Source organism: Burkholderia sp. SIMBA_062 (assembly GCF_046534765.1).
GTDB lineage: Bacteria > Pseudomonadota > Gammaproteobacteria > Burkholderiales > Burkholderiaceae > Burkholderia > Burkholderia ambifaria.
This window is the reverse complement of the sequence record NZ_JAWRYD010000047.1, coordinates 23734-47199: the sequence shown is the minus strand read 5'-3', so window position 1 is coordinate 47199 and position 23466 is coordinate 23734. Positions and strand designations below refer to the sequence as shown.

The window sequence follows — 23466 nt, the reverse complement described above, 5'->3', positions numbered from 1 at the left end:
TTCGTGTAGCTCTTGTCCAGATTGAAGTTGTACTGCTGCGTGGCCTTGCCATCGGCTCCGTAGAAGATGTCCAGCGTCTTGTTGCCGTTGGTGTTGAACTTTGCGTACTCGGTTATCTGACCGGTCGCGCCATACAGTGTCGCAGTCTGCGAGCCATCGGCGGCGAAGTCGTACTTCGTGTAGCTCTTGTCCAGATTGAAGTTGTACTGCTGAGTCGCCTTGCCATCGGCTCCGTAGAAGATGTCCAGCGTCTTGTTACCATTGGCGTTGAACTTCGCGTACTCGGTTATCTGACCGGTCGCGCCATACAGTGTCGCAGTCTGCGAGCCATCGGCGGCGAAGTCGTACTTCGTGTAGCTCTTGTCCAGGTTGAAGTTGTACTGCTGCGTGGCCCTGCCATCGGCACCGTAGAAGATGTCCAACGTCTTGTTGCCATTGGCGTTGAACTTCGCATACTCGGTTATCTTGCCGTTCACGCCGTACAACGTTGCGGTCTGGGAACCATCTGCGCTGAAGTCGTACTTCGTGTAGCTGTTGTCTAGCCTGAAGTCGTACCGCTGGGTTACCTTACCGTCTGCTCCAAAAAACACGTCCTGGAGTTTAAATCCTGAGTAGTCAAATTTCGCTAGTTCCCAGATCTGGCCGTTGGCCCCGAACAGGGTCGACGTTACAACGCCATTCAACGAAACCTCGCCGTTCACCATCAGCCATCCACCGTTTTTTAGGGGAATGGCCTTGGTATCAATCGACACAACCAGCTTGCCGTCGATAACGATGTCTTTGTACGTGATAGTCGGACCCTGGATCTTTTCCCACTCCACGGTCTTCGGATCCACACCGGCATGTTGGAGAATCCACCAGTCCGCGTAATATTGCACGTAGGTTAGATTCAGTGCAATTGACGGCGAAAGCGTTCCGGAGTATTTACCTGCAGCGTCCACCAATGCCGTGTCGGGACCGGCAAGTGCGTGAGCCGATGCGGACCCAAACAATATATTGTTGACGTCGATACCGGTCGACAGTGCCAATTTATTCAATTGCAGCGTCAGCCGACTGTCAGGTGAGTCAGAGTGCATATGGCCGGCCGCGCCACCGGTTAACCCCAACTGGATGGCAACGATGTATTCGGAAAGCAGCGCCACCCCTTCGTTCGTCAAACCATTCGCGACAGCCTGATCGGGATTTAGTGCTGGCGAACCACCCATGCCGCCCGGCAACAGCACGTGTCCGAGTTCGTGAGCCAGTGTGGTGGCAAAAATATTTGCCGGTTCGCTCCATGTAGGATCGAAGGCAATGACTTTATCTTTCGGATTGGTGTAAACTCCTTTACCTTTTTCTCCGAGCGCGAACTCCCAACCCTTCAATTCAGCAAAAGCGTTCAACTCGGCAGCCAGGAACTGGGATTTTTCTGCCGCAGCGATAATTGCATTATATGGAGGCGAGTTCAAGCCAAAAAAATCAGCCAGCTTCTTAAGAGCACCTTCATCAAGATGATTTTTCATTTTTATATCCCTCGCCTTCAATTCTTCTTTACTTCAATAAGAATATTTGAAAGATTGCCAGCAGAATTGAACCCGACAGTAATGGTCCTCTCATATTGGCCGGCTACCTGATGACACCTCCATGTTTCACTCCCATGAGGTGCTGTGGGTGCGCCTGGACCGCCATGAGGAAAAGGTTCAGACGGAAGACGGACAAATTTATTCGCGAAAATTTTCATTGCAGCATTAAAATCCGGACCCCCTTTGTACATTCCAAAGTTCAAGGCTGCCGTGACCGCACCTGATTGATGAATCGTTTTCCCGCCCCCAAATCGAGCACCCGCCGCCGATCCCCCAAAAAACTCCGATGTCTTTATCCTCGGAAATACTGAATCCGATACACTCCCCGAAATCGAAATATCCCGCTCAGCTCCGTCACTTTTCTCGATTACACTTGCCACTTCGAGGTTAAAAATATCCTTCAGATTGGCCTCGGTATAGAACGCGTCTTGCAGCAGGATGTCGCCGTCAAAAATCACCTTGAGGTTCTGAACGAACTCAACAGGAGTTTTTGGTCTGGAAATCATTTTCGTCACCTCTTTTCCACCTTGCGGCGAAATGGACTGATTGGTCGGCGAACTCGCTTGTTGCGCGGAATTCAGATGGCTCGTCAATGCAGGAGCCATTTGTGGTGTGTCATCCGGTCGGACATAACGCAAACTTCCCGGCAACGCGACCGGCAGGTCGGATGCCGGCACCGGCTGCGCGTAACTTACGTTGCTTGCTACGGTGGCGGTCGCCACCGCGGCTGCTGTCACTGCTTTCATTAGTCTCACCCTCTCAGAAACTGCGTTTAACAACCACGTTATGGAGTGGATTCAACAAACTCCGAACTCGTAAAAACTTCTTCCAAACCGATCGAATTTCGATCGTGGCGCACCCAATATAAAGGGTACTTTCCTGCATAACGCTGCAAATTTAATCCCGCATCGACTTCCGAATCCCGTCCCTGACCGGTTCGAGCAGATAATCGAATGCCGAGCGCGCATGCGTACGGATATACACCTCGGTACGAAGTCCAGGCCCTAGCGCGACCGGCTCCCTGGCAAGGCGGTTTGCCTTTTCCAGCGCTTGCGCCGGAACCTCGACACGCACAACATAGAATCGGGTACGCCTATCGCTGTCGGTCAGCGCGTCCGCGGAAATGTAAGTGACCTTGCCGTCAAGCATCGGCGTGGTACGCGAGTTGTAGGCCGTCAATCGAACGTCAGCATGACTTCCCGGCACGATCTCGCGCACGTCGTCCGGCCGGATGTTCGCTTCAACGATCAACGGCGCGCCTTCCGGCACAACATCAACGATCGGCTCGCGAGGCGCGATCACTGCGCCGATCGTATGTACCTTCAGGCCGACGATTACGCCCGCCACCGGCGCAGTCACGCGGGTCCGAGCCGACTGATCGCGAGCTGGACGTAGCCGCTCGCCAATCTGGATCGCGCGCGTGGAGGCTTCCTTAAGCTCGTCGTCAGCTGCCTTCACATAGTCGTGACGCAGCCCGGCAATGCGAAGTTCGAGATCGGTTTGCCGCTGCTTCGCGCGACTCAGATCGGCGGCGCCTGACTGGACGCGCGACAGTGCATCAGCCTCGGCCCGCCGCAAATCGAGCACCTTCGTTTCTGCAACGAAACCTTCCTGTTGCAACGTTTCGTTGGTCCGCCGCTGCTGGCGCGCCATCTCATAGCTGCGGTTCATCGTCTGAATCAACTGCGAACTGATCGCGATTTCCTGGCGGGTCTGTGCCAGTTCGGTGCGCAGCATCGTGCTCTGGTCGACGAACGCACGCCGGCGCGCGATGAACAACGAGGATTCGCGTGCCAGCAACTCGGCAACGCGCGGATCGTCGCGCTGTTTTTCGAGCGCAGCCGGGAACGCCAACGTTTCCTTCAGCTCGCGCTCGGCGGAAAGGCGCGCGACCCGTGCCTGTTCCGAATCGAATTGCGCCTGCAACGCCGACAATTCGGCCGCCGGACTCACGTTGTCCAGCACAACCAGCACCTGGCCCGCCTTCACACGGTCCCCATCCCGGACCAGGATTTGTTTCACGATCCCGCCTTCAAGATGCTGAACCGTCTTGCGTTCACCTTCGGTGCGCACCGAGCCTTCGGCGACGACTGCACCGGAAAGCGGCGCGAGCGCGGCCCATCCCCACATCAAACCCAGCCCAACGACGACACCTGCGACGCTGACGCCGATCAACCGGCGCGGCAGCGGCAGCAGGCTGCCGTCGGATGCCACGGAAGCCGGCCACCAACGTTTCAGCGTTTCGCTCACGCGATGTAACGACATGAACGTTCTCATCGGTTGCCTTCCATGGCCGGTTCGACCGTCGGCACTTTGGCCGCCTGAAGTGAGGACCGTCCCGCCTGCAGAGCAGCCAGACCCATGACAGGCGGCATTCCGCTTGTATCGTCGGTCTGTCCGGTCCCTGAGTGCGGACCGCAGTCGGCCTGCTGCGGGCCGGATGGCATTTCAAGCTGTTCCATTTGGCCATCCTTCAGCCGCAAGATTCGGTCTGCCAGCGCGAGCAGCGACGGCCGGTGGGTGACCGCGACGATGGTCATACCCTCGGCTTTCAGATGGCGCAGCACGCGTTCGAGCGCGGCTTCCCCCATCGTGTCGAGACTCGCATTGGGTTCATCCAGCAGCAGTACGGCGGGCTCACCGTACAAGGCACGCGCGAGAGCAATGCGCTGACGCTGTCCGCCGGACAACAACTCCCCGGCATCCCCGATCAGCGTCTCGTAACCATCAGGTAAATTCAAGATCATCTCGTGAACCCCCGCGCGCTGCGCAGCCTGGACGATCGCGACCGAATCGAGCGGGAGGGGCTTCGCGGTACGTGCAATGTTTTCTGCAACGGTGCCCGCGAACAGTTCGACGTCCTGCGGCACATACCCGAGATACCGACCAAGAGATTGCCTGGGCCACTGCGCCACATCGGCACCGTCGAGTCGCACCGTGCCTGCCTGCGGACGCCACAGCCCGGCAATGACCCGCAGCAAAGTTGACTTGCCCGATGCGCTGGGACCTGTAATGACCAGCGTCTGGCCTGCGGCCAGCGTGAAATTGATGCCCCGCAGTAGTAACCGTCCCAGCCCCGGCGTTCGCGATGGCACGCTGAAGGCAATCTGTTCAACCCGGATTTCGCCTGTCGGCGGCGGCAGTGCAATCGGTTCGGCCTCGCGCTGAGCCGCGAGCAGTGCGTCCAGACGAGGCCACGCCTCGCGCAGCTCGCCGGCCTGCCTCCAGTTGCCGATCAATTGTTCGATCGGTGCCAGCGCCTTGCCGAGCAGGATGGTCGTGGCGAGCATCACGCCTGGCGTCGCATGGCCCGAAATCACGAGCCACGCTCCGGCGGCCATCATGATCACCTGGATCGCCTGCCGCAGCCCCTTCGTCACGTCGCGATAGAACGCGCTGCGATCCGATACGCCGCGCTGCTCGGCGACGTAGTCGCGCTTGCGTACATCCCATGCGCCCACCAGGTTATCCACCATGCCCAGCACGGTCATGACTTCGGCATTGCGGATGAGGTGCTGGTAGAACGCGTCGCTCTCCCGCTGCCGCGCGAGGTACGACTCGATACCCTTACGTGTGAGCCGATCGTTGACCAGTGCGACACCAATCAACAACAGTGCGCTGATCACCGCAATCAGCGCCAGGGACCAATGAAAAAGGCCGATGACAATCACGTAGACCACCAGCCAAGGCGCATCGAAAAACGCAATCACACCGGACCCCGAGAGAAACGCCCGCAGCGTATTGATATCACCCTGACTCGCAAGCGCGCGTGACGGCAGCCGATAGGCGTGAGCGGAAATTTGCGCCTGCAACGCGAGTCGCTCAAGCCGGTTGCCGATTTGCACGCCCAGGTCCGACAAGATCCGGCTGCGGGCTATATCGACGCCCAGATTCATCCCGATTGCAATTGCCATGAAGGCCATCAGCATCAGCAAAGTCTGAATGCTCTGGCTTGGCAGCACGCGGTCATAAACCTGCAGCAGATAGATGGTTGGCGTAAGCAGAAGCAAATTTGACGCGATACCGAACGCGGCTGCGATAAGCAGATGCCGCCTGATGAGTTGATGCATTAGTGCCCTCCCGCCGCGCCGGAGCTCGGTGTGCGGTCGGAAATGTTCTCAACCAGCATCGTGTCGAGGGCAGCGAGGTCGGCCTCGCCCAGATCGGCGGTACTCGCTTTCAGCTTCAGCGCTTGTGCAAACATTTCCGTACGAGCGCGCGCCAGATCGCGCTGTGCCCGGTAGAGTTTGTCTCCTGCGTCGAGTACATCCGCGTTCACTCGAACGCCGACTCGGTAGCCGGTTTGATTCGACCGCAACGCGACCTCGGCGGACCGCACCGCGCTAGCAAGCGCATCAGTCTGTGCCAATCCTCGCGTGACGCCCAAGTAAGCGTCGTGGGCGGTGAGTCGGGCACTGCCCTGTGCATCGTCCAAATCTTCGCGAGCCTTGTCTTCCAGTGCGAGCGCTTCACGAATCTTGCTGCGGGTCATCAGGCCATCGGTCAGCGGCAACGATATCTGGATGCCGACATAGCCAGAGCTGCCCCGGCTCGCGCCGGTGTAGAAGTTCGTCTGACCGTTGATAAACGCCGCATTTCCATTGCTGATGTTGCTGACCAGGGCGACAGTGGGGGCGTCGCCGGCGCGCGCCTTGCTGCGCTCGCGGCCGGCAAGCTGGATTGCGATCATCTTTCTACGCACACCGTAATCTGCGGTGGCGGCCGTGTTCATCCACTGTTCCAGGTCTGCAGGCTCCACGGACGGTAGCCGTGCATCGTCGCGCCAGCTGTTTACCCTGCCAACAGGACGGCCGACAATCTTCCGGAGCGCGGCGTAGCTTGTATCGAGTTGCGTTTGCGCCGCGACCTCATCGGCCCGTGCGGCGTCGAAGCCGGCCAACGCCTCGTTCGTATCGACGATGGTCGCATCGCCCAATGCAAAGCGGCGCTTCGCGAGTGCCAGTTGTTCCGCGACGGCCTTGCGGTGGCCGATGGCGAGCGCGAGGTCATCCTGTGCGTTCAATGCGGATAGATATGCGCGGGAAACACGGAGTAGCAAGTCCTGCTTCGCTTGCGCCAGCGCAAGATCGGCATCCATCACGAGGAGCTTCCCCTGCTGCCAGCTTTCCCATGCAGCCCAATTGAAGAGCGGCTGGTTCAGCGTAAGGGTGAAGCCATTAGTCGCGTAGCCGGGTATGGTCTGCCCTGGAATCCTTACGCCGTTGCGATAGATGACCTGCTGTATGCCAACTTGCGGCAGCAGTCCCGCCCGACCTTGCGGGGCCTTTTCGATACCCGCGCGCCAAGCGGCCTCCGCACTTCTGAATGCCGCATCGGCGGCGAGCGCCTCACTTGCCAGATTCTCGAGACTGGAAGCGCTGGTTGTCGTCGTTGATCCAATTACGAGAAGGCAGGAAATCGCCTTCACGGCATGCCAACGAAGCGCAACATTCCGATTGAACCTCCGAGCGATGGGTCCTGCTGTTCGACCGTGCCTACTGCAGCTGCTCATCGTTTTCCTCTATTCGCACATCCGCTGCAGCTGAGGCTACGCGCAAACGTTTGCCTAACTAAATGTTATTCACAGTGCTGTCGGAGTGTAAAAAGAAGATCGCTCAATGGAAATCGGACGAATTCGAAAATCGTCCTGAATATCGCTAGGAAATCCCCGAAAATCGGAATAAAAATGAATCAAGCTCGCCGCCTTCCCGGCAGCGGTCGTCATCACGAGTCGGTTAGTCCCGTCCCCCGTTTGAACGAGAGATTTGCGATGAGGCTTAAACGATACTCGGTGGAGGAACGCGTGGACGCACGCCGCCGAACCCTCGACCGCTAAGGAGACGCACGCACATCGCGCAAGCGTTCACCGCCCGCGCCGCACATCATTCGTCATGCGCGTCAGGCCGGCACCAGCTCGAAGCTGAGCCGCTTGCCGAGTGCGGTGGCCGCGCTCGCGAGCGTCGCGAGCGTGAGGCTCGTGTCGGTTTCGTCGAGCAGCCGGTTGAGCGCGGCGCGGCTGGTTTTCATCCGTGCGGCCATCGCGGTTTTCGTGATGTGCTGCGCCTTCATCTCCTGCCCGATCTGCCACGCGATCACGCGCTTGATCGCGGTGGCGGTGGCCGCTTCGAGATGGCCGTCTTCCTCCAGGAAGGTGTCGAAATCGCTGCCGATATGCGGGTTGTTCGTGGTCGTCATGGATACTCCAATGCATGGCGTTGCCGGCCGGCACAGCGGCGCTCGCATGTGCCGGCGCAACCGGGAAATTCAGATGGCGTGCGTGAGCGCCTTCAGCCGCGCGACGGTCACGTCGAGATCGTCGGACGGCGTGGCTAGCGACTGCTTGAAGAACGCGTGCAGCAGTACCATCGAGTCGCCGACGACCGTAAACAGCACGCGCGCGCTTCGCCTCGGCAACATCACGCGGATTTCCCACAGATCCTTCGACATCTTCCGGACCAGCGGCATGCCGAGCGGCCAGCCCAGTTGAACGGTCTTGATCTCTTCGCCGATCATCCTGCGCTCGATCTGCCCGAGCGCCTGGAGCCATTCGCGCACCGGCTCGTTGCCACGCGCCGTGCGGAAGAACCGCACGCCGAGCGTGATCTGAATCTGCTGTCTCGCCATCGTCGTGACATCAAGCGTATCAAAAACGATACGATATGCCAAGCACGACAAAGCACGCTACTGACCGAACGGCTAACGAATGAGGGTGAAGGAACGACAGCCGAGCGCCACATGGCGCGGCCGTGCGCGGCGCCTCAACGTGCGCGGCGAGCCGGCTTGCGTGCGTCGCGCGGCGCCCGATGCGCTCGCGCATCGCCGAATCGCGCCCGGGCGATTTCGCGCACGGCGTCGATCAGCGTCCGCGCGACGGGCGACGGTTGCGCATCGGTGCGCAGCACGAGCCCGACCGGCTCGTCGGTGCCCGCGGACGGCAGCGGCAGGCGCGCGAGCGCACCGGCCGACAGGTCGTATTCGGCCGCATAGAGCGGCACGAACCAGACCGCATCGTTCTCGAGCGTGAGTGCGCGGGCGACCGACACCGACAGCACCTCGATGAACGAATCCAGCGGCGGCGCGCCGCATGCGCCGAGCAATTGCTCGGCCGACTGGCGGATCAGCGTGCCGAACGGCGGCAGCACGACCGGAAAGCGCGCGAGTTCGGCGGCCGGTGCGGTGCTGGCCAGCAACGGATGGCCCGCGCGCACGACCGCGACGAGCGGCTCGTTGTACAGCTGCTCGAACGCGAGCCCGATCATTCGCTCCGGCTCCGACAGGCGCCCGATCGCGCACTCGATCGCGCCCGCCTTCAGCCGCTCCAGCAACTCGGTGTTCGCGGCCGTCGCGATCCGCACGACGATGCGCGGCCAGCGTGCGGCCAGCGCCTTCATCAGCGCGGGTGCGAGCGATGCCGCCACGGTCGGCAGCATGCCGATCTCGAGCGTCGCCGCGGCGGCCCCGCCCTCGCGCGCGAGCAGCCCGACACCCTGCCGCAGCGCCAGCACGCACGCGTTCGCATGGGGGAGAAACAGCTGCGCTTCGCGGGTCGGCTGCGCGCCGTGCCGCCCGCGCTCGAACAGCTTCACGCCGAGGATCGACTCCAGTTCGGCGATCGTCTTCGACACGGCCGGCTGCGTGATCGACAGGCTTTCGGCCGCCTTCTGCACGCCGCCCAGCTGCGCGACCGCGAGAAAACACTGCAGGTGCCGGAATTTGACGCGGCCGTCGGCGATGCGGTTATTCATAACGGGCGGTTATGCAAATGATGATGTTGTGCCATTTTGCATAACTTTCCGGAAAGACCCAAGTATTCGGTGCGGCGTCACGCATGGCGCCGCAGCGCGTGGAATCCGGTCGGCTCCCAGATCCGCTTGGCGATCAGCAGGCCCGTGCCGCGCTTCTGCCCGAGCGGCGCGGACGACGACTCCGCATGCAGCGCCGCCGCCTTGGCGCCGAGCCGCCGCAGTTCCTGCTCGAGTTCCGCGGCGGCCGCGTCGGTCAGCATCCCTTGCGAGAACGTCATCGTCTCGCCCGGGCCGTCGAAACGGCTGCCGAGAAAGTCGTCGAGCACATGTGCATGGAAATAGCGTCGGATCGGCCCGCCCGGCAGCCAGTCGAAATCGCGTGCGACGCGTACGCGAATCCGGTCGCCCGGCAGCAGCGCGATCACGTTCATCCGGTCGAGCATCAGCAGGTATTTCACGCACTCGGCCTGCGTCAGGCAATAGGCCGACACGATGTCCTGCACGGTCCAGTAGTTGACCGCGCAAACGGCGACGAGCAGCAGCTTCTCGTCCGACACGAGCAGCGCCTCCTGCTGCTCGGTCAGCACGCGCAAGCGCGGCGCGGATGCCGACGCCTCCTGCACGAGTTCGGCGAGCGTATAGCCGAGCAGTTGCGCGATCTCCGCGACGCGCTCCAGCGTGAAGCGGCCGCCCGCGAACAGCCGCTTCACGCTCGTCTCGGACACGTCGAGCGCGCGCGCGACGTCGCGGTAGGTCATTCCCTGCGCCTTCAGCTGGCGCTTCAGCGTTTCGATGAGTTGGGCGGTCTCGGTCATGTCGGTATCGAAAAATGGTGCTCGAGGTCGGATATTAGGCTACCCAAGCATCCATACAAGCAATTTTGGATACTTGTCAGCATAATCCGCTCCGTCCTGTCACTGCCCGATGGAGCCGCGATGAGCACCCGAACCGACACCACCGCCTTCGAACCGCATCCCGCTGCACCGCGCGACGCCCGCGACACGGACCGCACGCTGCCGCTCGCCACGGTGCGCACGCTGGCCGCCGGCGCGCACGTCGGAGATCTCGTGTTCATCCGCGTACCGGCCGGCGCGTTGCGCGACGCGGCAGGCAACGCAGGCGCATGGGCCGATCGCTTCGGCATCGTCGTCGATACGTCGGGCGACGAACCGTTGATCGCCGAGCCCGCGTTTGCGCGGACGAAGCTCACGCCGCTGTCGCGCTTCATCGCCCGCGCCGACGGCGGACGCGTCGCGCTGGCTCGCCGCGTCGCCGCACCGACCGCCGACGCGCAACGCCACGTGCACGCGCTGGCCGAACAGCGGATCGACGCGCTGCTCGGCGGCCGCTTCAGCCTGCTCGCGCACCGCGGGTTCTGCGCGAACTACGTGGGCGACGTGCTCGGCGCCGAGCGCACCGCGACCCCGGCCGCGCTGCTGCGCAGCGGCGCGCTGTCGCTGGAATTCGACGGGATCGTCTTCGATCCCGCCAGACCGTAACGAACGAAAGGCGAAGAACGAAAAACAAACGACGGCACGCTCGGGGAGGCCAAATAACCACAACAACGAAACACAACAAAGCAGCGACGGGCTGGCTGGAGGGCCGTGCACGGGGTCGTCACCGACGACGCGAGGCCCGATCGCTTTTTCCGCCGGACAGGCCGCCTGTCCGGCGGATTTTCATTGGCGTCGCCGAACATAACGAACGGTTATGCGATTCGCTAAAAAAGGTCATTTTGCATAACTTTCCGGATTGGTTAAAGTCTAGCCATCCCTTCGCGAAAACACCTATCAGGAGACACCCGATGGATTCCCCCACGATCCTCACGCCGCGCGACTGGCAGTCGCATCCCGCGTATGTCCACCCCGAGTACCGTTCGTCGGTGAAACGCGGCCCGACGCGCCCGATGATCCCGTTGAAGGAAAAGCTGCGCGACCAGTACACGCCCGTCTACGGCGCAGAGGATCTCGGCGCGCTCGACCACGACCTGACGAAGAACGCCGTGAAGAACGGCGAGCCGCTCGGCGAGCGCATCGTCGTCACCGGCCGCGTGCTCGACGAAGGCGGCAAGCCCGTGCGCAACACGCTCGTCGAGGTATGGCAGGCAAACGCCGCCGGCCGCTATGTGCACAAGGTCGACCAGCACGACGCGCCGCTCGATCCGAACTTCCTCGGCGCCGGCCGCTGCCTGACCGATAACGAAGGCCGCTACCGCTTCCTGACGGTCAAGCCCGGCGCCTATCCGTGGGGCAACCATCCGAACGCGTGGCGCCCGAATCACATCCACTTCTCGCTGTTCGGCGACTACTTCGGCTCGCGCCTCGTCACGCAGATGTACTTCCCCGGCGATCCGCTGCTCGCGTACGACCCGATCTTCCAGGGCACGCCGGAAGCCGCGCGCGATCGCCTGATCTCGCGCTTCTCGATGGACATTACCGAAGAAGGCTATGCGCTCGGCTACGAATTCGACATCGTGCTGCGCGGCCGCGATGCTACCCCGATGGAGCGCTGAACCATGACGACGCTGAAGCAAACCCCTTCGCAGACGGTCGGCCCGTACTTCGCATACGGCCTGTGCCCGCAGCAATACGATTACGACCTGAAGAGCCTGTTCACGCCGGCGATCGCCACGCCGGACGCCGAAGGCGAGCACGTGCTGCTGGTGGGTCAGGTGTTCGACGGCGACGGCAACGTCGTCGGCGACGCGGTGCTCGAATTCACGCAGGTGGATGGCGCGGGCCGTTATCCCGCATCGCGCGACGACGTCGCGAAGTCCGGCTTCACCGGCTTCGCACGCGTCGGCACGGGCACCGATGCGCAGAACCGCTTCGTGGTCCCGACGGTGAAGCCGGGCCGCATCTCTGCCGACGAAGCGCCGCACATCACCGTGACGGTGATGATGCGCGGGATCCTGACCCACGCGTTCACCCGCGTGTATTTCGACGACGAAGCCGCGGCAAACGCGGCCGATCCGGTGCTGAACCTGGTGCCGGCCGAACGCCGTGCGACGCTCGTCGCGAAACGTGATGCGCAGCCGGGCCGGCCCGTCGTGTACCGCTTCGACATCCGCATGCAGGGGCCGGACGAAACCGTGTTCTTCGACGTGTGACGACGAGCCGGCGCAGGCCGGCTGCTCGCACTAAACCGCCGCATGGCGCGATACCGACCGGCATCGCGTCGCGCGGCGGTTTTCGTTTTGGGCGTCAACATTCGATGTTGCGCCGCAGCACGCGCGACGACCATCGCCAAAGTCCATGATTGGCGGCCTCCGGCCGCGGCGTCGAACGCGCGATTCAAACGCATGCTGCGGCAGCACATGAATCGTTGGCGGCGCGCGATATCGTTCGCGGGTTATGCGGCGTATGCTTTGCTATCCGCGATACACCGATGGAATTGAATCGGGATACGCAACAATTTCACGAATCAATGCGCGAACACCGCCTCGCCGGCTGGACGCGCATTTTTCTGACCGAGTGCCTTTAAGCGCGCCTGACCGAATCCTGGCAGGCGCGTTTTTTTCGTGCGACCGCAGCGCCGCCCCGGCTAGCGGCGAACCTCCAGATACCGGCTCGGCGTATCGCCGAGGATGCGGCGAAACGCCGACGTAAAGGCGCTCGCACTCGCATAGCCAAGCTCGAAGGCGACCCGTGTCACCGGCTGCCCATCGCTCAGGCGCGTAATCGCCGCGAGCATGCAGACCTGCTGACGCCACGCGGCGAAACTCACGCCGGTCTGCGCGCGGAACAGCCGCGTAAACGTGCGCCGGCTCACGCCCGCATGGGTCGCCACCTGGTCGAGATCGGCCGCGATCGACGGCGACGCGAACAGGTGCCGGCAGATGCTCGCGAGGCGCGCGTCGGCGGGCAGCGGCGCGTGCAGCGACAACCGCGGCATCGTCGCGATTTCCGCGACCAGCAGCGCCATCAGCTTGCCCGCCCGGCCGTCGACGTCGTACATCGCCGGCAGCTCGATCGCATCGTCGATCAGTTGCCGCAACAGCGGCGACACGCCGTACACGCCGCACTGGTCCGGCAGCCCCGCGGCCCGGGCCGCGTCGTCGGACACGAACGTGTTGAGCATCGTGACCGCCCCGGTCATCGTCATTTCGTGCCGCACGCCGGGCGGCACCCAGCACGCGCGCTGCGGCGGCACCAGCCAGCGGCCGTGCGGCGTCGACACGCTGATCGTGCCGCGCGACGCGAACGCGAACTGTCCGCGCCCGTGCGCGTGCTCCGGAAACGTCGTGCCCGCCGCATAGTCGTTGGCGGTCACGACCACGCTACGGGGAATATGGTCGTAGGGATCTGGCAGTGTATTTCTCAAGGCCCGAATTCCATCATGAATGATTTGGCATCGAAGGCGGGTCACCTTCGATCGGTCCGAGATCCGCTCCACGCTTGTGCGACCGGACAGCCGCACGACCCGACGGCCAAATCGGCCGGATTGCGACTTCATCGGCGCGGAGATGCTCACTACGTTTCATCGCGTGCGGGACGGCCCCCACCTTGTTGCGCTGGTTGCCGCGATGGAAGCGTTCCTGCTCGAAACGGCCGCCCGGCCTGCGTGACGCGCCGCGCATAGGCGACATCCGGTCGGCACACATCACCGCAGCATGAACGACATGGCCGACAGGCAGTTCAGCGTGCGCACCACGTGCTCGACCGATGGCCCGTCGAAGCGCAACGTCACCGCATCGACCCGCTCGAGCGACGGCAGCATGCCGAACAGATCGGCGAGTGCGGCCGTCTGCACGCGCAGCGTGCAAGCGGCCGGTGCAGGCCGATGCGCGGTCGCGCGCCAGCCGGACGCCAGCGCATGCGCGACCGTTTCGCGTGCGGCGGTCGCAATGCGCGCGCAGGACGCGGCCGGCGTGAGCGTGTCGCCGCTCGATGCGCCGCGGGCCGTCTTGACCGTCTCGAAACGCGCGTCCGGAAACAGCGGCCGGGTTTCCTCGGCGAACACATCGTCGCCCGACGCCAGCGCGACGTGCGCGCCGTATTCGCGCGCCAGCGCGCCGTACAGCCCGGCTTCGCCGAGTTCGACGCCGTTCAGCCACACCTGCGTGAACGCAAAACTGTTGATCGTGTGCGCGAGCACGCCGCGCGTCTGCGATTTCGCGTGAAAGCCGATCATGAACACGAGATCGGGCTGCTGTTCGAGGCCCGCCATCATCCCAAGCGTGCGCGGCTTGCCGAGCACGACGCGCGCACGCGCATCGAGCCCGTCGGGCAGCAGATTGCGAAAGCCGCCATGCGAGTCGTTGACCCAGACGGCCTGCGCGCCGCCCGCGAATGCGCCTTCGATCGCCGCGTTCGCCTCGGCGGTCATCCAGCGGCGCGCACGTTCGTACTCCGGATTGCCGGCCCGCGTCTGCTCGACGGCGAACACACCGGCGACGCCTTCGATGTCGGTCGAGATCAGGATTTTCATGACGGAATATGACGCCCTTCGTAGTCGTCGTTGAACAGGCGCTCGAGATCGGGCACCGCGTCGCGCAGCGATTGCCGCACGTGGCCGTCGCGCCCGACCACGGTCACGGCCTGCAGCAGCGCATCGGCAATCGCATGCTCGACGCTTTCGGCCGCGGCCATGAACAGCGGATCGAGCGCCGCATCGGCCACGAGGGCCGGCAGCGCGATGGTCGACGCGTCGTGCGCGATCGTGTATGCGGTGGAAAATGCGAGCGCGATGTCGCCGCTGCCGTGCCCGTAGACCGAACCGGTGCGCGCCAGGCCCGCACCCGCACGGCGTGCGAGCCGCGACAGTTGCCGTGCGTCGAGCGGCGCATCGGTCGCGAGCAGCAGGATGATCGAGCCTTGCTCGGGCGCAGCGTGCGCGGCGGCGGCGGCGTCAGCGGCCGCGGCGGCGCGCCGCTGCGCGACGACGCGCCCGAGCGGCACGCCGCCGAGCGTCAGCATCGGCAGCCGGCCGAAATTCGCGAGCACGAGCGCGCCGACCGTATACGGCCGGCCGGCCGCGACCGCCACGCGCGACGCAGAGCCGATCCCGCCCTTCAGGTCGAAACACGACATCCCGCGCCCGGCGCCCACCGCGCCGCGCGCGAAGTCGCGCGCCGCCGCGCGGCACGCGTCGTCGTAATGCGCGGCCGTCACCGCGAATGCCTGGATATCGTTCAGAAAGCCGTCGTTGCACTCGAACACGAGCGGGTTGACGGTCGACCAGTCGCGGCCGATCCGCGGATTGTTCGCGATCGCCGCGCGGATCTGCGCGTGCGCGATCGCGCCGACGCCGAACGTGTTGGTCAGCGCGATCGGCGTATCGAGCGTGCCGAGCTCATCGACCTGCACCAGCCCGACGCTCTTGCCGAAGCCGTTGATCACGGCCGCGCCGGCCGGCACCTTGCTGCGGTACAGGTCGCCCGGATGCGGCTTCACGACGGTCACGCCCGTCTGCACGTCGCCGGCATCGAGCGTCGCATGGCCGACCGTCACGCCCGGCACGTCGGCAATCGTGGCGCGCGGCCCGGCCGGCAGCGTCGCGGCCCACATCGGCAGTGCACGCATCAGCGGCGCTCCAGCTTCGGATCGAGTGCGTCGCGCAGCCCGTCGCCGAGCAGGTTGAACGCGAGCACGGTGAGGAAGATCGCAAGGCTCGGGAAAATCGCGACGTGCGGCGCGCTCACCATGTCGGCGCGCGCCTCGTTGAGCATCGCGCCCCACTCCGGCGTCGGCGGCTGCGCGCCGAGCCCGAGGAACGACAGGCTCGCGGCCGTGATGATCGACGTGCCGATCCGCATCGTGAAGTAGACGACGACGGACGACACGGTGCCCGGCAGGATGTGCCGCATGATGATCGTCCAGTCGGACGCGCCGATGCTGCGCGCGGCTTCCACGTAGGTCATGTGCTTGAGCATCAGCGTGTTGCCGCGCACGAGCCGCGCGAACGCCGGAATGCTGAAGATCGCGACCGCGCAGATCACGTTGACCATCCCGTTGCCGAGGATCGCGACCACGCCGATCGCGAGCAGGATCCCCGGGAACGCGAACAGCACGTCGGCCACGCGCATCGTGATGCGGTCCCACCAGCCTTCGTAGTAGCCGGCGAGCAGCCCGAAGAACGTGCCGATGAGCGCGCCGAGCGCGACCGAGAAGAAGCCGGCCGCGAGCGAGATGCGCGTGCCGGTGATGATCCGGCTGAAGATGTCGCGGCCGAGCGAGTCGACGCCGAACCAGTGCACGGCCGACGGCCCGGCGTTCAGCGCGTCGTAGTCGAAATAGTTTTCCGGATCGAACGGCGCGATGTGCGGGCCGACGAACGCCAGCACGACGAGCCCGAGCACGAAACCGCCCGCGACCAGCGCGACGGTCTGCTTGCGGAACTTGCGCCAGAATTCGCGCCACGGCGTGCGGATCGCGTTCGATGCGGCCGGCGCCGCGGGCTGGACAGTCGCGTTCATGCGGGCCTCACTTGAACCGGATGGTCGGGTTGATGACCGCGTACAGCACGTCGACGGTCAGGTTGATCAGGATGAATTCCAGCGAGAACAGCAGCACGATCGCCTGGATCACCGGGTAGTCGCGCATCGTCACCGCGTCGACCAGCAGGCGCCCGATTCCCGGCCAGTTGAACACCGCCTCGACGACGATCGAGCCGCCGAGCAGGAAGCCGAACTGCAGCCCCATCATCGTGACGACCGGGATCATCGCGTTGCGCAGGCAGTGCTTGAGCACGACCATCGGCTCGTGCACGCCCTTCGCGCGCGCGGTGCGCACGAAGTCCTCGTTGAGCACCTCGACGAACGACGCGCGCGTGAAGCGCGCCATCACGGCCGCGACCGCGGCGCCGAGCGTCAGCGACGGCAGCACGTAGCTTTTCCACGTGCCGTCCGGCACGACGGGCAGCCAGCCGAGCTTCACCGAGAAGATTTCCATCAGCAGCATGCCGAGCGCGAACGCCGGAAACGAGATGCCCGACACCGCGATCGTCATCCCGAGGCGGTCGGGCCAGCGGTTGCGCCACACCGCCGACGCGATCCCGATCGCCATCCCGAACGCCGTCGCCCACACCATGCTGACGAGCGTCAGCAGCAGCGTCGGCATGAAGCGCTCGCCGATCTCGGTCGACACCGGCCGCTTGCTGCGCGTCGACGTGCCGAAATCGCCGTGCGCGATCTTCACGAAGAAGTTCGCGAACTGCGCGGGCAGCGGCCGGTCGAGGCCGAGATCGGCGCGCACCAGCGCGACCGTCGCGTCGTCGGCTTCGGGGCCCGCCGCGAGCCGCGCAGGGTCGCCCGGCAGCAGATGCACGAACAGAAACACCAGCACCGCGACGATCGCGAGCGTGGGCAGCAGGCCGAACAGGCGTTTGACGAGAAAATTCAGCATGGGGCACCGATCGAATCAGCGCACCGGCAGGGTGTGCCACCGGCGCCGCGCAGCGGGTGAACCGCCGTCATTTCACCGAGATTTCGTCGAAGTTGAACGAACCGTCCGGCATCACGTACATGCCGTGCAGGCGCTTGTTACGCGCATAAACGATCTTCTCCTGCACCAGGAAAATCCACGGCGCATCGGCCCACACCTGCTTCTGCGCGTCGGCGTACAGGGCGGCCTTCTTCGCACGGTCGGTGGTCTCGAGCGCCTTCGCGAGATCGTCGTCGACCGCACCGTTCTTGTAGTACGCCGTGTTGTAGAGCTTCGGCGGCGCCGACGTGGACCCGAGTAGCGGCGACAGCGCCCAGTTCGCCTCGCCCGTCGACGCCGACCAGCCGGTGTAGTACATCCGCACGGGTGCCGTTGCCGGATCCTGCGCACTCTCGACCTTCGCGACCCGCTCGCCGGCTTCCAGCGCCTGCACCTGCACCTTGACACCGACCTGCGCGAGCTGCTGCTGCACGAACTGGATCAGCTTCTGCGCCGTCGAATGGTTGTACGCGGACCACAGCGTCGATTCGAAGCCGTTCGGATAGCCGGCCTCCTTCAGCAGCGCGCGCGCCTTCGCCGGATCGTACGGCCACGGCCCGAGCTTGGTCGCGTATTCGACGCCGACCGGTGCGACGCCCGTCTGCGGGGTCGCATAGCCGGCGAACACGACCTTCGCGAGCGCTTCCTTGTTGACCGCGTAGTTCAGCGCCTCACGCACCTTCGGATTGTCGAACGGCTTCTTCTGCGTGTTCAGCGAAATGTAGCGCTGGATGATCGACGGCCGCTCGATCAGCTCGACCTTCGGATTGCTCTTCAGGTCGGCGGCCTGCTCGAACGGAATCGTGAACGCGAAATCCGCCTCGCCGGTCTTGAGCAGCGCGGCGCGCGTGTTGTTGTCGACCACCGGCTTCCAGTCGATCGAATCGACCTTCGGGTAGCCCTTCTTCCAGTAGCCGGCAAACTTCTTCACCTTCATGTCGTCGGTCTGCTTCCATTCGACGAACTCGAACGGGCCCGTGCCGACCGGATGCAGCGATACGTCGCGCCCCCACTTCTTCAGCGCGGCCGGCGAAATCATCACCGCCGACGGGTGCGCGAGCGTGTTGATGAACGCGGAGAACGGCTCGCGCAGCGTGAACTTCACCGTCATCGGATCGACCACCTCGGTCTTCTCGATCACGCGGAACAGCCCGTACCGCTTCAGCTTGTTCGCCGGATCGGTCACGCGGTCGAAGTTCGCCTTCACCGCGGCGGCGTTGAAGTCGGTGCCGTCCTGGAATTTCACGCCCTCGCGCAGCTTGACCGTATAGACCTTCGCATCGGGCGACGCCTGGTAGCCCGTCGCGAGCACGTTGACGAGCTTCATGTCCTTGTCGAAGCCGAACAGCCCTTCGTAGAACGACTTGACGACGGCTTGCGACACCGTGTCGTTCGCGTCGTACGGGTCCATCGTCGTGAACGTCGAGTACACGGCGACCACGACGTTCTGCTGCGCGAACGCGGGCGCCGCGACCGACAGCGCGAGCGCGCCTGCCCCCGCAGCGACGAGCGCGCGCGGACGGAACATCGGGAACGAATGCGGCTTGTTCATTTTGTCTGGCTCCTGTGGATGATTCGGTAACGCGTGGTTGAAATCGCGGCGTGATTGCATCCGCTCGGGAAAATGACGCCGTTGCCTGGCGCGTGCGCAGCTGCGGTCCATATGCGACTCGCCGTGCAATCAATACGCGCCGCCGACGCGATGCGTCGCGACGAAATGATCGGGGCCGACCGCGACGAGCGGCGCGACCGTCGGCTCGTCGCCGATCTCCCGGATCGGGCTCGGAATCTCGTCCGCCGCAAGCTGGCGCGGCGCATGCCGGCGCGCGGGGTCGGCCACCGGCACCGCGCTCATCAACTTCCTCGTGTAAGGATGCTGCGGCGCTTCGAACACCGCGCGGCGCGGGCCGATCTCGACGATCTGGCCGAGATACATCACCGCGACGCGATGGCTCACGCGCTCGACCACCGCCATGTCGTGCGAGATGAACAGATACGCGACGCCGAGTTCACGCTGCAGGTCGAGCATCAGGTTGACGATCTGCGCCTGCACCGACACGTCGAGCGCGGACACCGATTCATCGGCGATCACGACCTTCGGGTTCAGCGCGAGCGCGCGTGCGATGGCGATCCGCTGGCGCTGGCCGCCCGAGAATTCGTGCGGATAGCGGCGCGCGGCCTCCGGCGGCAGGCCGACCTTGTCGAGCAGCCAGTCGACGCGCGCCTGCGCTTCGCGGCCGCTCGCGACACCGTGCACGAGCAGCGGCTCCATGATCGAGAAGCCGACCGTCAGGCGCGGGTTCAGCGACGCGAACGGATCCTGGAAGATGAACTGGATGTTCCGGCGCAGCGCCTGCAGGTCCGCGCCCTTCATCGCGCTGATGTCGCGGCCGTCGAATTCGATCGAGCCGCTCTGCGATTCGACGAGGCGCAGCAGCGAGCGCCCGGTGGTCGACTTGCCGCAGCCCGATTCGCCGACGAGCGCGAGCGTCTCGCCCGCGCGCAGCTCGAAGCTCACGCGCTCGACCGCATGCACGTACTGCGACACGCGGCTGAACACGCCGCTCTTCACCGGAAACCGCGTGACGAGATCGCGCACGCGCAGAATCGGCGGCGCGGCCGGATCGACCGGCGGCTGCGCGTCGGCGGCGTCGTGCGCGGCGGGCGCCGGCGCGGGCGCGCCCGTCGCGTCCACCTTCAGCAGCGGGAATTTCTCGGGGATATCGGTGCCCTGCATCGAGCCGAGCCGCGGCACGGCCGCGAGCAGCGCACGCGTGTAGCGATGCGCGGGCGTCGCGAAAATGCGCTCGGACTCGCCCTCCTCGACCTTCTCGCCGCGATACATCACGAGCACGCGGTCGGCCACTTCGGCGACCACGCCCATGTCGTGCGTGATGAAGATCACGCCCATGTTCATTTCGTCCTGCAGGCCGCGGATCAGCTGCAGGATCTGCGCCTGGATCGTCACGTCGAGCGCGGTCGTCGGCTCGTCGGCGATCAGGAGCGCGGGCCGGCACGACAGCGCCATCGCGATCATCACGCGCTGCCGCATCCCGCCGGACAACTGGTGCGGATACCGCGCGAACACGCGGCGCGCCTCCGGGATGCGCACGAGATCGAGCAGCCGCAACGCCTCCGCGCGCGCGTCGCTCGCGCTTTTCGACTGGTGCAGCGCGATCGCCTCGCTGATCTGGTCGCCGACCGTAAACACCGGGTTCAGCGACGTCATCGGTTCCTGGAAGATCATCGCGATGTCCGCGCCGCGAATCCCGCGCATCGTCGCCGCGCTCGCCTGGGCGAGGTCGACGAGCGCGCCGCCGCGACGCCGCAACGCGATCCGGCCGCTCGTGATCTCGCCGCCGCCGTGCTCGACGAGCCGCATCAGCGCGAGCGACGTGACCGACTTGCCGGAGCCCGATTCGCCGACGATCGCGAGCGTCTCGCCGCGGTCGACGTGAAACGACACGTTGCGCACCGCATCGAACGTCGTGGCTTCGCGACGGAACATGACCGACAGGTCGTCGACGGCGACGACGCGCTGATCCGGCAGCACCAGCTCGGACGGGGTTCGGCTCGAAGTCATGTGTAGGTCTCCTGGTGCGATCCGGAATCAGGCCGCATCGTCGCGATAGATGCCCACCACGGGCGTCTCGCCGACGCGCGCATAGCCGCGATACATCCCTTCCGTATTGAACGGCATCGCGACGTTGCCCTGCGCGTCGACCGCAATGATCCCGCCGCGCCCGGCCAGGCGCGGCAGCTTGTTCATCACGGCATCGTGCGCGGCGTCGGCGAGCGTTGCGCCGCGATACGCGATCTGCGCGGCCACGTCGTGCGCGGTCGCGAGCCGGATGAACATCTCGCCGGTGCCCGTCGCGGATACCGCGCAGGTCGCGTCGTCCGCGTAGCAGCCGGCGCCGATGATCGGCGAATCGCCCACGCGTCCGGGCTGCTTGTTCGTGATGCCGCCGGTCGACGTCGCCGCCGCGACATGGCCATTGAGATCGCACGCGACCGCGCCGACCGTGCCGAGCTTGCGATCGGGATCGAGCGGCTCGGCCCGGCCGGCCGGCGTAGCCCCTGGTCCTGCACCGAACGCGAAGCTCGCGGCGTCGTGATCGAGCATCGTGCCGGCCGCCGCCGCGCGTGCGTTGACCCACTGCGCATGGCGCGCTTCGGTGTCGAAATAGCCGGGCTCGGCGAGTTCGAGGCCCTGCTCGACTGCGAACGCGTCGGCGCCCGCGCCGGCGAACAGCACGTGCTCACTCGCCTCCATCACGCGCCGCGCGGCGAGCACCGGATTGCGCATGCGGGTCGCGCTGCAGATCGCGCCGGCCGCGAGCGTCGCGCCGTCCATCACCGCCGCGTCGAGTTCGTGCTTGCCTTCGGCCGTATAGACGGCGCCGCGCCCGGCGTTGAAGAGCGGACAGTCCTCGAGCATCCGTACGGCGACGGTGACGGCGTCGAGCGCGCTGCCGCCGTCGGCGAGCACCTGTTGCGCGGCCTGCAGGATCGCGGTGAGCTCGGCGCGGTACCGGTGTTCGGTGTCGGTATCCATCGCATCGCGCAGGATCGTGCCCGCACCGCCGTGAATCGCGATGATCGCGGGTGATGTCATGATTTTTTCGGACCGGAGGAAGAAGGGTTGGCGGCCGGCAGCGCCGCTTGGGGCTGCATCAGCCACGGCAACAGGAATTCGGTCATTTCGGCGGCGGACTTCGCGGAGCGATGGGTGCGCAGCGCGACCGCATCGATCAGCGCCTCGATCATCGTCAGCACGGCCGCTTCCGACGTGGCCGCGAAACGCCGCTGGGCCTTCACGTACAGGTTCAGCGACGCGATCGGCGCGAGCGGTGAGCCCGGTCCGTCGGAAATGCCGAGCACGCGCGCGCCACGCACGGCCGCGCGGCGGGCCAGCTCGATCGTGTCCTTCACGTAGCGCGGAAACGCGAGCGCGATCACGAGATCGCGCGAGTCGGCCGTATACAAGCGCCGCGCCGCATGCGAAGGGCCGCCGAGCAGCGCGAGCGACTGCACGTTGTCGTGACACACCGACAATCCGTGCTCCATCAAACCGGTCAAAAACGCGCTCGAACCGGCGCCGAGGATCAGCACGCGCCGCGCGCCGACGATCGCCTCGACGGCCGCCTCGACGTCCGTCGCATCCAGTTGCGCACGCGTGTTCTCGATGTTCTCGACGGCCTGATCGAACACCGCATCGATCCATGCGGCGCCGCGAACGCCCTGCTCCTGTTCCTGCTCCTGCGCGGAACGCAGCCGCTCGACGGGGCCGAGCGTCGCCTCGAAGCCGCGCACGAGCGCCGCACGCATCGCCGGATAGCCGTCGAAGCCGAGGGCCTTCGCGAAGCGGTTCGCGGTCGCGATCGATGCATTGACCGCCTGCGCGAGCTCGTCGATCCGCATCGTCGCTGCGCGAAAGGGATTCGCGAGCACGAACTCGCCCATCCGGCGGTGGATCGGCGTCATCCGCGGCATGGCCGACGCGATGCGCTCCGCGATCGCGGATTCATCCTGACTGGCTTCGTGCGGAGCGAGAGGCGTCATGCGAATGGTTTTGCAAGGTAGATGAAAATGAATTTACACAATCTGTCGTCCGGAAAAAAATAAATTTTCATCAGGGTTGTCACGGCCCCGTCGCGCCTTTCTGGTGGATGAGGCGTACGAACGGCGCTCGGTATCGTCGCCCGGGCGTTCTGCACCCGGTCGCGCGGCCTG

21 protein-coding genes are annotated in these 23466 nt (G+C 64.8%); 3 read left to right on the top strand and 18 right to left on the bottom strand.

All coding sequences use genetic code 11. The annotated features are described in order from the left end of the window. From SB786_RS32675 to SB786_RS32635, 9 genes are all read right to left on the bottom strand, one after another. Nucleotides 1-1502 (bottom strand): hypothetical protein (locus tag SB786_RS32675; protein WP_410731075.1); only part of this gene is annotated, 1502 nt, incomplete at its 3' end. Between the two features lie 17 nt (nucleotides 1503-1519). After that, nucleotides 1520-2308 (bottom strand): hypothetical protein, encoded by a 789-nt coding sequence (locus SB786_RS32670; RefSeq protein ID WP_410731074.1) that lies wholly within the window; start codon nucleotides 2306-2308, stop codon nucleotides 1520-1522. A 151-nt stretch (nucleotides 2309-2459) separates the two neighbouring features. Continuing rightward, the gene (locus tag SB786_RS32665; protein WP_410731073.1) at nucleotides 2460-3827 is read right to left on the bottom strand and encodes an HlyD family type I secretion periplasmic adaptor subunit; all 1368 of its coding nucleotides are present in this window, start codon (nucleotides 3825-3827) and stop codon (nucleotides 2460-2462) included. Between the two features lie 8 nt (nucleotides 3828-3835). Continuing rightward, the gene (locus tag SB786_RS32660; protein ID WP_410731072.1) at nucleotides 3836-5632 is read right to left on the bottom strand and encodes a type I secretion system permease/ATPase; all 1797 of its coding nucleotides are present in this window, start codon (nucleotides 5630-5632) and stop codon (nucleotides 3836-3838) included. Beyond that, the gene (locus tag SB786_RS32655) at nucleotides 5632-6990 is read right to left on the bottom strand and encodes a TolC family protein (RefSeq protein ID WP_410731071.1); all 1359 of its coding nucleotides are present in this window, start codon (nucleotides 6988-6990) and stop codon (nucleotides 5632-5634) included. Before SB786_RS32655 ends, SB786_RS32660 begins: the two co-directional genes overlap by 1 nt. A gap of 470 nt (nucleotides 6991-7460) precedes the next feature. Continuing rightward, nucleotides 7461-7757 carry an XRE family transcriptional regulator gene (locus SB786_RS32650; RefSeq protein ID WP_006758577.1) on the bottom strand — a complete coding sequence of 99 codons (297 nt, stop codon included), beginning with the start codon at nucleotides 7755-7757 and terminating at the stop codon, nucleotides 7461-7463. 69 nt (nucleotides 7758-7826) lie between these two features. Then, nucleotides 7827-8186: a type II toxin-antitoxin system RelE/ParE family toxin gene (locus SB786_RS32645; RefSeq protein WP_410731070.1), complete on the bottom strand. Its 360-nt coding sequence runs from the start codon at nucleotides 8184-8186 to the stop codon at nucleotides 7827-7829. Nucleotides 8187-8320: 134 nt separating this feature from the next. Further along, complete coding sequence (gene pcaQ / locus SB786_RS32640) at nucleotides 8321-9307, bottom strand: pca operon transcription factor PcaQ (RefSeq protein WP_410731069.1); 987 nt, start codon at nucleotides 9305-9307, stop codon at nucleotides 8321-8323. A gap of 77 nt (nucleotides 9308-9384) precedes the next feature. Then, nucleotides 9385-10122 (bottom strand): helix-turn-helix domain-containing protein, encoded by a 738-nt coding sequence (locus SB786_RS32635; RefSeq protein WP_410731068.1) that lies wholly within the window; start codon nucleotides 10120-10122, stop codon nucleotides 9385-9387. Between the two features lie 120 nt (nucleotides 10123-10242). On the opposite strand from SB786_RS32635, the gene SB786_RS32630 reads away from it, so the two are divergent. The 3 genes from SB786_RS32630 to pcaG all read left to right on the top strand — a co-directional run bounded on the left by SB786_RS32630 (nucleotide 10243) and on the right by pcaG (nucleotide 12416). Then, nucleotides 10243-10806 carry a YiiX/YebB-like N1pC/P60 family cysteine hydrolase gene (locus SB786_RS32630; RefSeq protein ID WP_410731067.1) on the top strand — a complete coding sequence of 188 codons (564 nt, stop codon included), beginning with the start codon at nucleotides 10243-10245 and terminating at the stop codon, nucleotides 10804-10806. A gap of 305 nt (nucleotides 10807-11111) precedes the next feature. Next, complete coding sequence (pcaH, locus tag SB786_RS32625) at nucleotides 11112-11819, top strand: protocatechuate 3,4-dioxygenase subunit beta (RefSeq protein ID WP_410731066.1); 708 nt, start codon at nucleotides 11112-11114, stop codon at nucleotides 11817-11819. A 3-nt stretch (nucleotides 11820-11822) separates the two neighbouring features. Further along, nucleotides 11823-12416 carry a protocatechuate 3,4-dioxygenase subunit alpha gene (gene pcaG, locus SB786_RS32620; protein ID WP_410731065.1) on the top strand — a complete coding sequence of 198 codons (594 nt, stop codon included), beginning with the start codon at nucleotides 11823-11825 and terminating at the stop codon, nucleotides 12414-12416. A gap of 434 nt (nucleotides 12417-12850) precedes the next feature. Here pcaG and SB786_RS32615 read toward each other — a convergent pair whose 3' ends face one another. The 9 genes from SB786_RS32615 to SB786_RS32575 form a co-directional block, all read right to left on the bottom strand. Continuing rightward, nucleotides 12851-13630, bottom strand: a complete 780-nt coding sequence (locus SB786_RS32615; RefSeq protein ID WP_410731064.1) for an AraC family transcriptional regulator — start codon at nucleotides 13628-13630, stop codon at nucleotides 12851-12853. Between the two features lie 279 nt (nucleotides 13631-13909). Then, the gene (locus SB786_RS32610; protein WP_410731063.1) at nucleotides 13910-14737 is read right to left on the bottom strand and encodes a M55 family metallopeptidase; all 828 of its coding nucleotides are present in this window, start codon (nucleotides 14735-14737) and stop codon (nucleotides 13910-13912) included. Continuing rightward, complete coding sequence (locus tag SB786_RS32605) at nucleotides 14734-15831, bottom strand: P1 family peptidase (RefSeq protein WP_410731062.1); 1098 nt, start codon at nucleotides 15829-15831, stop codon at nucleotides 14734-14736. Before SB786_RS32605 ends, SB786_RS32610 begins: the two co-directional genes overlap by 4 nt. Beyond that, complete coding sequence (gene gsiD, locus SB786_RS32600) at nucleotides 15831-16724, bottom strand: glutathione ABC transporter permease GsiD (protein WP_410731061.1); 894 nt, start codon at nucleotides 16722-16724, stop codon at nucleotides 15831-15833. The genes SB786_RS32605 and gsiD overlap by 1 nt, the downstream gene beginning before the upstream one ends. Before the next feature lie 7 nt (nucleotides 16725-16731). Continuing rightward, nucleotides 16732-17652: a glutathione ABC transporter permease GsiC gene (gsiC, locus tag SB786_RS32595; protein ID WP_006762331.1), complete on the bottom strand. Its 921-nt coding sequence runs from the start codon at nucleotides 17650-17652 to the stop codon at nucleotides 16732-16734. A gap of 67 nt (nucleotides 17653-17719) precedes the next feature. Then, nucleotides 17720-19282, bottom strand: coding sequence for a glutathione ABC transporter substrate-binding protein GsiB (gene gsiB / locus SB786_RS32590; protein ID WP_410731060.1), 1563 nt, complete (start codon nucleotides 19280-19282; stop codon nucleotides 17720-17722). Nucleotides 19283-19411: 129 nt separating this feature from the next. Next, on the bottom strand, nucleotides 19412-21313 hold the full coding sequence (locus SB786_RS32585; RefSeq protein ID WP_410731059.1) for a dipeptide ABC transporter ATP-binding protein: 1902 nt from the start codon (nucleotides 21311-21313) through the stop codon (nucleotides 19412-19414). A gap of 27 nt (nucleotides 21314-21340) precedes the next feature. Next, nucleotides 21341-22348 carry an isoaspartyl peptidase/L-asparaginase family protein gene (locus tag SB786_RS32580; protein WP_410731058.1) on the bottom strand — a complete coding sequence of 336 codons (1008 nt, stop codon included), beginning with the start codon at nucleotides 22346-22348 and terminating at the stop codon, nucleotides 21341-21343. Next, nucleotides 22345-23295 (bottom strand): MurR/RpiR family transcriptional regulator, encoded by a 951-nt coding sequence (locus SB786_RS32575; protein ID WP_410731057.1) that lies wholly within the window; start codon nucleotides 23293-23295, stop codon nucleotides 22345-22347. Before SB786_RS32575 ends, SB786_RS32580 begins: the two co-directional genes overlap by 4 nt. Between the last annotated feature and the right edge of the window lie 171 nt (nucleotides 23296-23466).

Coding starts and splice junctions, on each gene's coding strand:
- SB786_RS32670 (WP_410731074.1), bottom strand. CDS start 2,308: ATGAAAGCAGTGACAGCAGCCGCGGTGGCGACCGCCACCGTAGCAAGC.
- SB786_RS32665 (WP_410731073.1), bottom strand. CDS start 3,827: ATGTCGTTACATCGCGTGAGCGAAACGCTGAAACGTTGGTGGCCGGCT.
- SB786_RS32660 (WP_410731072.1), bottom strand. CDS start 5,632: ATGCATCAACTCATCAGGCGGCATCTGCTTATCGCAGCCGCGTTCGGT.
- SB786_RS32650 (WP_006758577.1), bottom strand. CDS start 7,757: ATGACGACCACGAACAACCCGCATATCGGCAGCGATTTCGACACCTTC.
- SB786_RS32645 (WP_410731070.1), bottom strand. CDS start 8,186: ATGGCGAGACAGCAGATTCAGATCACGCTCGGCGTGCGGTTCTTCCGC.
- pcaQ (WP_410731069.1), bottom strand. CDS start 9,307: ATGAATAACCGCATCGCCGACGGCCGCGTCAAATTCCGGCACCTGCAG.
- SB786_RS32635 (WP_410731068.1), bottom strand. CDS start 10,122: ATGACCGAGACCGCCCAACTCATCGAAACGCTGAAGCGCCAGCTGAAG.
- SB786_RS32630 (WP_410731067.1), top strand. CDS start 10,243: ATGAGCACCCGAACCGACACCACCGCCTTCGAACCGCATCCCGCTGCA.
- pcaH (WP_410731066.1), top strand. CDS start 11,112: ATGGATTCCCCCACGATCCTCACGCCGCGCGACTGGCAGTCGCATCCC.
- pcaG (WP_410731065.1), top strand. CDS start 11,823: ATGACGACGCTGAAGCAAACCCCTTCGCAGACGGTCGGCCCGTACTTC.
- SB786_RS32610 (WP_410731063.1), bottom strand. CDS start 14,737: ATGAAAATCCTGATCTCGACCGACATCGAAGGCGTCGCCGGTGTGTTC.
- SB786_RS32605 (WP_410731062.1), bottom strand. CDS start 15,831: ATGCGTGCACTGCCGATGTGGGCCGCGACGCTGCCGGCCGGGCCGCGC.
- gsiD (WP_410731061.1), bottom strand. CDS start 16,724: ATGAACGCGACTGTCCAGCCCGCGGCGCCGGCCGCATCGAACGCGATC.
- gsiC (WP_006762331.1), bottom strand. CDS start 17,652: ATGCTGAATTTTCTCGTCAAACGCCTGTTCGGCCTGCTGCCCACGCTC.
- gsiB (WP_410731060.1), bottom strand. CDS start 19,282: ATGAACAAGCCGCATTCGTTCCCGATGTTCCGTCCGCGCGCGCTCGTC.
- SB786_RS32585 (WP_410731059.1), bottom strand. CDS start 21,313: ATGACTTCGAGCCGAACCCCGTCCGAGCTGGTGCTGCCGGATCAGCGC.
- SB786_RS32580 (WP_410731058.1), bottom strand. CDS start 22,348: ATGACATCACCCGCGATCATCGCGATTCACGGCGGTGCGGGCACGATC.
- SB786_RS32575 (WP_410731057.1), bottom strand. CDS start 23,295: ATGACGCCTCTCGCTCCGCACGAAGCCAGTCAGGATGAATCCGCGATC.